The sequence below is a fragment of the Hymenobacter sp. YIM 151500-1 genome (genome assembly GCF_025979885.1).
GTDB lineage: Bacteria > Bacteroidota > Bacteroidia > Cytophagales > Hymenobacteraceae > Hymenobacter.
The window spans coordinates 2058797-2069453 of the sequence record NZ_CP110139.1 but is presented as its reverse complement, the minus strand read 5'-3'; the positions used below and the strand labels follow the sequence as shown (position 1 = coordinate 2069453).

Here is a 10657-nt window from a genome sequence, read left to right as displayed (position 1 = left end):
CAATGCAGGTAGTGGTGGCAGCTCTCTCTGCTTTAGGCGGCTTGGGAAGAACCCTCTGCGTTGAGGTAGCGCACGTAGCGGTTTTGGTAGCGCTTCAGCTCAGAGCGGTAAAAGCCCCACTCTTTTTCGTTGATGCGCACGCCTTTGAGGCGGCCTTGGCGGCGGGCCTTGCGGATGTTCTCGGGCTTCATGCCGAGAAAAGCAGCGGCCTCGCGGACGCAGAGTACTGCATCGGGCTCGGGAGCGGCTGTAGTACGTTGCTGCTCGGCCGATTCGAGCTTTTCGAGGCGGCCAAGAATCTGGCGCCACTCGGGTTCGGGGATGAGGACGACGGTTTGCATCAGGCATTGTTGATTAGGCGGGCGGCTCGCTGCCGAACTTGCCGGCGGCGTTCAAACTCGGCTTCGGCTGTTTCGAGGAAGGCCTCTATTAGCTCGCGGCGGTTGCTACGGCCGTCGAGGGCCTGGTACATGGCGGAGCGGCTGACCTTAAGCCCGCGCTCGGCCAAAAGCGCGATGGTGTCGCGGACGACTGTGTTGCCGGTGCCCAACCGCTGCAGGATTTGCTGGAACTCGGTGGGCTCGTTGGTATTTTGTTCCATGAACTTGTGTATTTAAGTGTACAAGTGAAGTTTATTCACTACCTTAGCACACAAACATAAAACTCTTTGAGTGCTAATAATACACTCAAGTGCTAAAAATTTATGGAACACGCGCCTGCTGACTCCTCCGCCACACCTTCCAACGTATCAGACCGGATTCAGCAATTGCTGGATTATTATGGTCTGAACGTCAATAAAGCAACTCAGAAACTGGGTTATAGCACTACTAGTAAGCTCTACAAAATTCTGAAGGGGGCTGAGCCTAGTTATCCTACTTTGGTAGACTTTTTGGCTATGTGGCCGGAAGTATCTGCCGAGTGGCTGTTGATGGGCCGGGGAGGAATGTTTGGGGGCAAAGCCACGGATGAGGCGCCTTCGTCGACTAAGCGGGGGGCAGAGGAGAATAAGACCGGTGAGCGGGCATTGGCCAATGGGTTGCGGGTGCTGGCCGTGACGGTGGACAAGCTTGGCAATGACAACACCATCCTGATTCCTGCGCGGGCGCAGGCGGGCTATACTCGTTCGTACAATGAGGCAGCTTATCTGGAGCAAATGCGGCCTTACCAGATTCCGGGGTTTGAGCACGGCTCGTACCGGGCCTTTGAGGTGAACGGGGACAGCATGGAGCCGACTATTAATCACCGGGATATTGTGGTATGTAGCTACGTGGACCGGTGGGACCTGCTCAAACCGGGGGAGATTTACGTGGTGGTAACCCACGAAAACATCCTGCTCAAGAGGATTCCGCGCCGCATAACGGACCGCAAAGGGATGGTGGATTTGCTGTCGGACAACACAACGGTGAAGCCCTATGACCTGCCAGCGGCGGATATAGTAGAACTCTGGATGGTGCTGGGCTACATTTCAACTTATATCCCAAGCCGACCTAACGTGACGGTGGAACGGCTGTGGGAGGTGATTGAGCTGCTAGGCCACGACCGGGGCGAGGTGAAGCGGTACTTGCAGGAAAACGCCGCGGGTGTGGGGGCTAGCTCGTACGATAAAAATGAGGCCCGGCCGCTGAATATTTGAATAGGAAGACCGATGCTAAGACTAGAGGCCTAACTCGATCATGCTATGGTTATGGATGAAGAGCTAATGCAGTTACACAAACTGCTTAGTGGTTTTAAAAATCTAAATATCAAGGAGCGCAAAGGGCCGACGTTATTGGAAATTGCGCGGTGCCCAGGCAGGGAAACCGTTTGGAGTAATATTCTGGCCTTCTACCTGAATCCGAACCTTGAGCACGGGTTGTATGACTTGTTGCTCAAGTCTCTTTTTGAAGCTTTAGGCAAAGAAGTGCCTTCGCCCAATTTGCGGTCCGTTAGCGTCGAAACAGAGTACATGACTGCCGTAGGAAACCGTATTGATCTGGTGATTACGGCAGACACGTTCGTGCTAGGAATAGAAAACAAGGTTGACGCTGGCTTATACAACGATTTGGCAGACTACTCCCGAGCCCTAACTGGTTGTGCGGCGGGCAAGGTGCCAGTGTATAAAGTAGTGCTATCGAAGCATCCAGCGCTGGTCAGCAATGGTTTTGAAAATCTGTTGTACACCAACTTGATGCAGACATTGCGCCGAAACCTCGGAGGATACACGGATTATGCCGACTCGAAATACTTAGTCTTCTTCCTGGACTTCCTCAAAACGATAGAGAACAGTTACAAAAGCTCGTACATGACCGATAATATGGACGTGGTCAATTTCCTACGCAATAATGCAGAGGAGGTGGGCCGCTTAATGTCCTACTACAATGGTTTGCAGAAGGAAATGGTGCTGAAGCTCGAGAACATTGATAGGCTTCTTGTTGAATGTTTGTTCGACAATAGCACGCTGGCGCAGCGCTTGGCCGGTCTCGGTGGTCGGTTACAAGGGCAGGCAGCGAACAAGCGTTCTGGCCGCTTTACTTGGCAGGGTGATGCGCTGGTGAAATATAACCTTCAGCTAAATGGCGTATCTGTATTCTATCAGTTGGGAGTGAATTGGAAACATAAATTATATGCTCACTACTGGGTGGACGGCCGCCAGAATCAGCATTACGAGCAGATTTTCAGCGAGCATCAGATCATAGCAAAGGAATTCGACCTAGAAGACCAAGATGAGACAATTGCTCAAACGGTAGAGCAGCAGTTGGCTCAAATGGTGGAATTGCTTGCTTTCCGTGAGCACCCAGACTTGGGCACTACAACGGTCGAATCTTAGAGCAAAGGCCATCCAACTGCAGTTGACTGGCCTTTACCGAGGTGTTGAACTGCTAAGCAGCTGTTGCTGCTACGCAGACTTCGCCCGATACCAAAGGCGCAGCTGTGGTGCTTGGGCCGTCCCACGCCAGTTGTAGGGCTTGGTGCTGGAAGTCTTCAACCATTTTAGCGTAGTGCATGGTAGTCTGCAGCTTGCTGTGGCCCATCACCCGTTGCAGTACGGCCGGCGACACGCCGCGCAGCAGGCTTTGCGTGGCGAACGTGTGGCGCGCGGTGTGCATGGTCAGCAGCTCGTAGGCCGACACCGACTTTTTAAGTACCTGTCCGTTTACAACGTCCATCGTTTCAACTGGTGTGGTAAGCCCCGCCAACTGCCCAAGCCGCTTGAGGCCGCGGTTCATGACTTGGTTGACGTAAACGGGGAGCAGCCGTAGCCGCTCGGTGTTGGCGTACTTGTCGAGGATGGCTTCAGCGGCGGCCGTGAGGTAGATGCTTACCGGGCGGCGGGTTTTGATCTGGACTAGCTTGAGGATGCGGTGGCCGTTCCAAGTGTGCAGGTTGGCCGGTTGGAGCTGCTGCACGTCGGAGTAGCGCAGGCCGGTGTAGCAGCAGAACAGGAACACGTCGCGCACGGGCACCAACGTATCGGGGATGGCCGCGGCTGCCAGGGCGGTGAGGTCGGCGGCGGAGAGGAAGTGTTTGGGGGCTTCCGTCCAACGCACCTGCATCCGGTCGAGGTCTAAGCCGAGCGGGAGGCCTCGCTCGCGCTGGAGGTGGCGGAGGAAGGTTTTCACGTCCTTGAGGATGGTGAAAATGCCGTTGGGGCCAAGGCCGTGTTTGAGGCGGAGGAAGTGGATGAATGCGTCGTGGTAAGCCAAGGTATAGTCGGCCAGATAGACGATTTTCTTGTTACGGTCCTGCTCAAACTTTTGCAGCCAGTTGCGGGCCGTACCGTAGTGGCGCAGGGTGTTGAAGGCGAAGCCCCGGCCGCGCAGCACCTCTCGGTACTGATCGAACAGCTCCAGCAAAGTGGGTTCGGCCGGCGGCGCTACCTGGGCCACGGGGTGCACGGCTTCGCGCATGAGGGCCGGGGTAGGGGCGGTGCCAGCGGCGCGCAGCTCCCGGTAGCGGGCCTGCAGGCGCAGGGTGAGGTTGTCCAGGTAGGCGTTGGCGTCCTGGTAGCCGGGCAGGGAGCGGCGGAACTGCTGCTTGTCGCGGTTCCAGTCGGCAGGCCGGCATTTTTCTTTGGTGGTGGTTTGCAGGCGCAGCCCGTCGAAGCTGGCGCACACGAAGACGGGGGCCAGGCCGGCGCGGTCCGTCTTGTCTTCCCGGAGGGTGAAGGTGACCTTCATTTTGGTAGCGGATTTGGTAGCGCAAATCCGGCCACATATAGGAATTAATCCCGATTGGGCTAGAATGCAAAAAGCCTGTAAAACTGCTTCTGGGGCCAGAACTGCAGCTTTTCAGGCTTTTTGGAATTGCATTCTAGTACCCAGAGCCGGGATAAATCCAGTCGTGATAATGTCCTTTATTTCAGTAGGTTAAAAGATTGATGTCAGAGAGTGGGGGCAGAATTGGGGCCATTTTCCAGCAGGTGCCGCCGTACCTCGCCTTTGTCGAAGCCCAGCGCCTCAATCACTTCCCACAGCCGTTCTACCGTCACGTCGGGCGCGCTTGGAATGTAGCTCGATACGTAGCCCCGTACCCGCCACAGCTCCACGATGTCCCGCGTTTCCATCGCGTAGGGCTGTCGGTGCGGATTGTCCGAGTACAGTGTTACCTCCGGGTCAGTGCTCCGCACCCGCGCTTTGATGCGCTTGAGCATCACCGACTCCGGCGTGACCACCACGTACACCTCGCCCGGTTCCACGAACCGAAGCTCATCTACCCGGCTGCACACCACCACGTCGCGGTGATTGATGGTCGGTTCCATCGAGTCGCCGGCCACCTCAAACGCCCGGTACTCGCCCCGCTCGAAGCCTGGCAGCCGGTAATTGTCGAGGTGCTGGAAGTACACGGCCTCGTTGTGCTGAATGATGTAGCCTGCCTGGGCCGGAATCGGCACGAACACCGTGTTTTCCTTGCCTTTGTCGTCTACCGTCACCACAACCACCTTATCACCGCGCACTTGCTGCACCAACACCGGCGAAGCCGCGTCCGTCGCGCCGCCCCGCAGCATCGGGCCTTTGCCCAGCACCAGCCAATCCGCCGACACCTCCGGCCATTGCTCCAGAATGTCCGTGAGCGTACCGAACGACGGGGCCGAGCCTTGCAGAATGCCATAGAGCTTGCTGGTAGCGGCGTACCCGAGTTGCTTGGTCATGCTGTTGGCATTAAGCCCGTAGTACGCCATCATTTCCTGTAGTCTGGAAACCACCGCTGGCACTTTTATGGTCTGTTTCTCAGTTTCTTTCATGTTTGTTTACATATCTCAGTAAAAATTACAGAAATATGTTTGTAAGTTTGGTGTAGGTAGGCGCGCCTTTGCTCCACTAATATACAGCAAACTTACAACAAACATGAAAGAAAAGGAGAAAGAAATTACACCACTCCGGCAATTACTGGAAAAGTTGGGGCAACGAAGCTCCGTGGTGCAGGCCACCCTAGCCCGTCTCCACGAGCGCGGCATCAAGGCTAGCATGTCGCTGGTGTACAAAACGATAAACGGCGAGGTGCTGCGCCACGATGTGGCTGAAACCTTCATCGAAGTGGCCGAGCAGGAACTAAACCGCCGCCGCCAGCTCGAAGACCGGGCCCGCCAACTTCTTGCCGACGCCTGATGCAAGCTGCCGTGATTCTCAGCGCGGCCGAGTACCAGAGCCTCACCGCGCGCCTCGACAAGCTGGAGCAGGCCGAAGCTGCCCGCCGGACCCCGCAACCCCCGCCCGATCAGGTGATGACCACGGCCCAGGCCGCGGCCTACATCGGCTTGTCCGTAGATGCCCTGCTACGCGCCCGACGGAAAGGGCGTCTGCCTGGCGTGCGACTCAACGAGCGGGACTGGGGTTTTCGCCGCTCCGCCCTCGACGCCTACCCTCGCCGCTTCCATCGGCCCACTATGCAAGCCCACGCCGCATGAGCCGGACCGTTGTTTCCCTGTTCGACCACTCCGGCCGCTTCACCGCACCCTGGGCCGCCGCTGGCTACACCTGCTACTGCGTGGACGAGCAGCACCCGCCCGGCGAAACGTGGCAGGGCAACGTGTGCCTGGTCGGCGGCGACATGCGCCGCTTCGTGCCCCCGCCCGGCCCGTTGGCCTTCGTAGCCGCCTTCCCGCCCTGTACCGACCTGAGCAACGCGGGGGCCCACCTGTTCCGCGTCAAGGGCCTGCGCCGACTAGCCGCCGCCCTCGACCTGGTAGGGGCCGCCGCCGACTTCTGCGAGCGGGTAGGGGCGCCCTACTTCATCGAGAACCCCCGCGGTCAGCTCCGCCACTATTGGCGCGAGCCTGACCACCAGTTTGACCCCTGTGAGTACGCCGGTTGGCTCACTGACCCCGAGCCCGAGGCCTACACCAAGCGCACCTGCCTCTGGACCGGCCACGGCTTCCAGATGCCCGAAAAGCGCCCCGTCTTTCCCGTCATGGGCTCGATGGTAGACAAAGTGCCCGGCTCGAAGAACCGCGCCAACCTGCGCAGCCTCACGCCCCGCGGCTTCGCCGCCGCGGTATTCCACACTCACCACCCCGTTTCCTGATGACCCGGCCGCGTGAATTACATCCTCCACACCCGCGCTGCCCACGAGCTGCTGACGCGCCAGCCGGCCGCCACGCCCCACCACGTCAGCTTGTACTGGGCGCTGTTTTACCAGTGGAACGCCGAGCGGTTTCCTGCTGCCCTCGACCTCGACCCCCAGGCCACGATGCAGGCCGCCCGCATCGGCAACAAGAGCACCTACACCGAGAAGCTTTACGACCTCGCCGTCTGGGGCCTGTTGCGCTACCAGCCCAGCCACTCCAAACACCAGCCCAGCCGCTGTTTCCTCACAGTCTTACCAGGTGCAGAAATGCAACAAGTAAACGAGGCTACCAGGTGCAGTTCTGCACCAAGTGAAACCGCGTTACCTGTTGCAGAAGTGCACCCGGTAAATGGCGCTACCGGTACCACTTCTGCAACAGGTAAACCGGCCTTACCAGGTGCAGAAGTGCAACAACACTCCTTATTAGGTAAAACAGAAGGTAGTGTAAACCACCTGATGGTAAACAGCGGCGGCACCGAAAAAAAAATAGGAGAGGGGCTTTCGGACGAAGGGCATTCAGGGGTGGAGTTGTTCGACGACACCGCCACCCACGACGGTAAGCAGCTGACCCCAGGCGAGGCCCCCAAAAAGAAAGTTGCGCCAAAGAAAAAGGGGGTAGAGCAAGCTGCCATCCGCGCAGCTGCCGCCACCCCACGCCGAAGCCAGCCGCGACTCCCCGAGGTGCCTTTCGACCAATCCGAGCTAGCCCGCTACGAGGATTTCGCCGCGGCCTTCGAGGGCACCGATTACGCCCTGGCTGATCTGCGGTTCTACCACGCCAAAATCAGCGCCTGGCGCCAGAAAGGCGAACCACCCCGCCGCCGCGACTGGCGCGCCACCGCCATTCAATTCTTCCTCAACGATGCGCACGATAACCGCCTCAAGCTCGCCCCCGGCGTGCAGCACCACCAGCCCGGCGCTACGGCCCCCGACGCCGGAACACTCTTTGCTCGCACTGGCTACCGCTCCAAGTACGATGCGTGAGCTGGCCAGCACCCCCAGCCCCGAGGCTCGCGCCCTGCTGGCCGAGCTGTCAGTGGGCCTGACCATAGCGCAGGCCGCGCAGGCTCCCAAGCTGTTCCAGCTCAAAATCAAAGTAGGGGAGGAGGCCCTTATCAAGCTGCTCATCGTCATCCTGCGCGCCTTCGTGGATAGCGTCCGGGTGGCCGACAAGCCCGACGCGGCCGACATCCTGGAGCTGGCCGATACGCTGGCTCACACCTACACCCACGACAGCCTCAAAGACATTATCCTGGCCCTGAAAGAGGCCCGCACCCAGGGCACGCGCTTCTTCAACGCCCTCGACCCGGCCAAAATTTACGAGCTGCTGAAGGCCTACTTCGACCGCAAGGCCCGCTTCCTCGAAAATCGCCACCTCGACCACAAAGCCCAGGCCGTGGGCCAAGAGGCCGCCGCCCTCCGCCAGCTCCAGCAGCTGGCCCCAGCCGCCGTACAGGCGGTGGCCTTGATGATTCCCGCCGACCACCCTAACGCCCAGCACCTGCGGCAGAAGCTCACGCTCATCAACCAGAAGCACCGCCGCGGCCTGCTCACCGACGAGCAGGCCCACGAGCAGCGCCACCAGGTGCAGCAGGCCATCCAGCGCCACCCCCGCCCCGACTGGCAGCCCGACGAGGCCGCCCAGCACGCCATCCTGCGCCGTCATCAGCAAGCCACCCGCCGCTTTGCCGAGAAGCTGGGCATTGAAAACCCCAAGCACCTGGGCGCATGAGCCAGACCCGCTACTACCGCTCCATCACCTGCGGCAGCCTCTACCGCGTCCGCACCAGCCCGGCCACCCGCGCCCAACCGGCCGGCACTTGGCAGGCCCGTCGCTCCGTCCGTTGCCCCGAGGCCGGGTTCAGCCCCGAGTACCCCACCACGCCCGCCGAAGTGGCCCGTCTCGTCGACCTGGGCCTCTTCCTCGAAGTGCCCGCTCCATGAACCGAAGGAAAGCACCAGCTAAACCCCAGGCCCAAACCCCGCTCGACTTCGGCACCCTTACCGCCGAGCAGATAACCGCCGCCATCCTGGGCTACCTGGAAGCCCACGGCTTCACCGCCTGGGCCCAGCCCAACCGGGGCGAGTACGACCCCAAAACCGGCCGCTGGCGGCCACACCCGAACAGCCGTAGGGGCGTGCCCGACATCCTGGGTTTCCGGCGTGCAGACGGGCGTTTCCTGGGCATCGAAGTCAAGGCCGGCACCGACCGGCTGCGCCCTGAGCAGATGACGTTTCTCCGCGAACTGAAGGCCGCGGGGGGCCTGGCTTTCGTGGCCTACGACTTTGCCGGTTTCGTGCAGTCGTTCGAGCGGCGCGGCCTGCACGTGGTGGCCACCACCGCCACCCACGACGCAGCTCCAGCACCGCCCTACCCGACGAGCCCACCAACTCCCGCCGCCACAGATGACCCCCAACCAGCTTACGCCTGCCGACCATGACCCCGCACGAACAGCAGCAGCTCGACAACCTGATGGACAACTTCGACTTTCACCGCGTGGCCCGTACCATGCGTCTGCTGAAATGGCACTGGGTGTCTGCCGAAGGCTTCGCCGTGCCCGACGAAGCCTGTATCCGCGCCACCGTGCGCAACTACGCCCGCCAAGCCATCCGCCAGGCCACCACCGGGACCGGCTACCAATCCGGCCGCGGCTTCATCGGTACGGGTGGCTTTCACATCGAAGCCCACGCCGAGGCCGGCCAGCTCACCCTGCTCTATGCCCGCTTCACGCTCACGGACTACACCGCCGAGCCATGCTAAAGATACCGGGCCTAGCTACATACTTCGGCGGCAAGGGCAGCAGCGGCACCTACCAGCGCATCATCAACCACATCCGCCCCCACAACACGCTCATGATTCCGTATCTGGGCAATTGCGCCGTAACCCGCGCTATCCGCTGGCCTGGCCGCGTGCTGCTCAACGACCTTGACCCGCAGATAGTCCAGGCATGGCAGGCGGCGCAGCTGGGGCCCCAGGTTGAAATCAGCAACAACGACGCCCTGGCCTTTCTCCGCGCCGCCTTGCAGCGCCCCGAGTTGGGCCGCATCGTCGTGTACTGCGACCCGCCCTATCCGCTCGGCAGCCGCCGAAGCCGCCGCCAGGTGTACCGCCACGAGATGAGCGACCTGCAGCACCGCCAATTTCTGGACACCATCCGCTGGCTCCGCGTGGACTGCCTCATCAGCACCTACCCCAACGACCTCTACGCTGACCAACTGAGCCACTGGAACCGCACCGAATTCCAGGGCCAGACCCGCCAAGGCCCCGCCACCGAGTGGCTGTTCTATAACTACCCCACGCCCCAAGTACTCCACGACGACAGTTTTAGCGGCCAGGGGTACCGCCAGCGAGAGTACATTAAGCGCAAAGCCAGCCGCTGGGTCCGCAACTTCAACAGGATGCTCCCGCACGAGCAGCAAACCATCCTACGCCAACTCCTCGATCAAACCCCGCTCAGCCTGTTGCAGCAGCTACTACCGCCAACCACGCCGCAGATCGAACACCGTTAACTCTACCGATGGTGGCCACTACCTACCGCAGCCCATAACGTTTCTGCAGAGCATGAGTAATTTCTACATCGACCACGACAGCCGCCTAAGCTACGACAGCACCGCATTCAATGGGCGGTACCTCGTGGTTGGCGTCAGGTCTGCTAACAACTACCTAACGTTCCTGATGCAGTAACACCGGCATGTACCAGTAAAAAGAACGATACAAGAAACTATTGGGATTACAGATGAGGTTGGAGGAAAACCGAAGTATCTCGGAAACTAAACCTAAACCCGCATTATGGCCTGGTACAAGTACACAAACAACCTCACACAGATTTCGCACGCAAATTTCGATACCGAGCATTCGCCAGGCGACAGACCAGCTGACTCAGGTATCTATCGTTGCACAGGTTGTGGCAAGGAGATTTCGCACAACGCTAATGTAGCTCTACCGCCTCAGAACCACCACCAACATCCAAACAGCACTCCTGTTCGATGGAAAATGGTAGTCTGTGCGCAGACTAACGGATAAAAGAGTGCAGCGAAATAGCACCAGACAACGGCCCCAGCCTCCTAGGTTGGGGCCGTTGCTTTTGCCAACAGACGCTATAGCTTTGTAAGT

16 protein-coding genes are annotated in these 10657 nt (G+C 59.7%); 12 read left to right on the top strand and 4 right to left on the bottom strand.

Annotated elements, in window-relative coordinates; translation table 11 throughout:
* Positions 1 to 32: 32 nt before the first annotated feature.
* Entirely contained in the window at positions 33 to 341 is a 309-nt protein-coding gene (locus OIS53_RS08675; protein WP_264682004.1) for a helix-turn-helix domain-containing protein, read from the bottom strand.
* Complete coding sequence (locus OIS53_RS08670) at positions 341 to 601, bottom strand: hypothetical protein (RefSeq protein WP_264682003.1); 261 nt, start codon at positions 599 to 601, stop codon at positions 341 to 343. The genes OIS53_RS08675 and OIS53_RS08670 overlap by 1 nt, the downstream gene beginning before the upstream one ends.
* Positions 602 to 703: 102 nt before the next feature.
* Here OIS53_RS08670 and OIS53_RS08665 point away from each other — a divergent pair, with 102 nt between their 5' ends.
* Together OIS53_RS08665 and OIS53_RS08660 are read left to right on the top strand one after the other, a co-directional pair.
* Complete coding sequence (locus OIS53_RS08665) at positions 704 to 1633, top strand: S24 family peptidase (protein ID WP_264682002.1); 930 nt, start codon at positions 704 to 706, stop codon at positions 1631 to 1633.
* 51 nt (positions 1634 to 1684) lie between these two features.
* Positions 1685 to 2806, top strand: a complete 1122-nt coding sequence (locus tag OIS53_RS08660; RefSeq protein ID WP_264682001.1) for a PD-(D/E)XK nuclease family protein — start codon at positions 1685 to 1687, stop codon at positions 2804 to 2806.
* A 52-nt stretch (positions 2807 to 2858) separates the two neighbouring features.
* On the opposite strand, the gene OIS53_RS08655 is transcribed toward OIS53_RS08660, so the two are convergent.
* On the bottom strand, positions 2859 to 4157 hold the full coding sequence (locus OIS53_RS08655) for a site-specific integrase (protein WP_264682000.1): 1299 nt from the start codon (positions 4155 to 4157) through the stop codon (positions 2859 to 2861).
* Positions 4158 to 4360: 203 nt separating this feature from the next.
* A complete protein-coding gene (locus OIS53_RS08650; protein ID WP_264681999.1) occupies positions 4361 to 5128 on the bottom strand; it encodes a S24 family peptidase in 768 nt (255 codons plus the stop codon).
* A gap of 196 nt (positions 5129 to 5324) precedes the next feature.
* Here OIS53_RS08650 and OIS53_RS08645 point away from each other — a divergent pair, with 196 nt between their 5' ends.
* The 10 genes from OIS53_RS08645 to OIS53_RS08600 are packed head-to-tail and all read left to right on the top strand — an operon-like array spanning position 5325 to position 10228.
* Positions 5325 to 5585 (top strand): hypothetical protein, encoded by a 261-nt coding sequence (locus OIS53_RS08645; RefSeq protein ID WP_264681998.1) that lies wholly within the window; start codon positions 5325 to 5327, stop codon positions 5583 to 5585.
* Positions 5585 to 5884 carry a helix-turn-helix transcriptional regulator gene (locus tag OIS53_RS08640; RefSeq protein WP_264681997.1) on the top strand — a complete coding sequence of 100 codons (300 nt, stop codon included), beginning with the start codon at positions 5585 to 5587 and terminating at the stop codon, positions 5882 to 5884. The genes OIS53_RS08645 and OIS53_RS08640 overlap by 1 nt, the downstream gene beginning before the upstream one ends.
* Positions 5881 to 6501 (top strand): hypothetical protein, encoded by a 621-nt coding sequence (locus OIS53_RS08635; RefSeq protein ID WP_264681996.1) that lies wholly within the window; start codon positions 5881 to 5883, stop codon positions 6499 to 6501. Before OIS53_RS08640 ends, OIS53_RS08635 begins: the two co-directional genes overlap by 4 nt.
* Before the next feature lie 12 nt (positions 6502 to 6513).
* The gene (locus OIS53_RS08630) at positions 6514 to 7527 is read left to right on the top strand and encodes a hypothetical protein (RefSeq protein WP_264681995.1); all 1014 of its coding nucleotides are present in this window, start codon (positions 6514 to 6516) and stop codon (positions 7525 to 7527) included.
* Complete coding sequence (locus tag OIS53_RS08625) at positions 7520 to 8275, top strand: hypothetical protein (protein WP_264681994.1); 756 nt, start codon at positions 7520 to 7522, stop codon at positions 8273 to 8275. Before OIS53_RS08630 ends, OIS53_RS08625 begins: the two co-directional genes overlap by 8 nt.
* Positions 8272 to 8487 carry a hypothetical protein gene (locus OIS53_RS08620; protein ID WP_264681993.1) on the top strand — a complete coding sequence of 72 codons (216 nt, stop codon included), beginning with the start codon at positions 8272 to 8274 and terminating at the stop codon, positions 8485 to 8487. The genes OIS53_RS08625 and OIS53_RS08620 overlap by 4 nt, the downstream gene beginning before the upstream one ends.
* Entirely contained in the window at positions 8484 to 8984 is a 501-nt protein-coding gene (locus OIS53_RS08615) for a VRR-NUC domain-containing protein (protein WP_264681992.1), read from the top strand. The genes OIS53_RS08620 and OIS53_RS08615 overlap by 4 nt, the downstream gene beginning before the upstream one ends.
* Positions 8981 to 9304, top strand: coding sequence for a hypothetical protein (locus OIS53_RS08610; RefSeq protein ID WP_264681991.1), 324 nt, complete (start codon positions 8981 to 8983; stop codon positions 9302 to 9304). The genes OIS53_RS08615 and OIS53_RS08610 overlap by 4 nt, the downstream gene beginning before the upstream one ends.
* Positions 9298 to 10053: a DNA adenine methylase gene (locus OIS53_RS08605; RefSeq protein ID WP_264681990.1), complete on the top strand. Its 756-nt coding sequence runs from the start codon at positions 9298 to 9300 to the stop codon at positions 10051 to 10053. Before OIS53_RS08610 ends, OIS53_RS08605 begins: the two co-directional genes overlap by 7 nt.
* A 52-nt stretch (positions 10054 to 10105) precedes the next feature.
* Positions 10106 to 10228, top strand: coding sequence for a hypothetical protein (locus tag OIS53_RS08600; protein WP_264681989.1), 123 nt, complete (start codon positions 10106 to 10108; stop codon positions 10226 to 10228).
* The last annotated feature ends 429 nt before the right edge of the window (positions 10229 to 10657 follow it).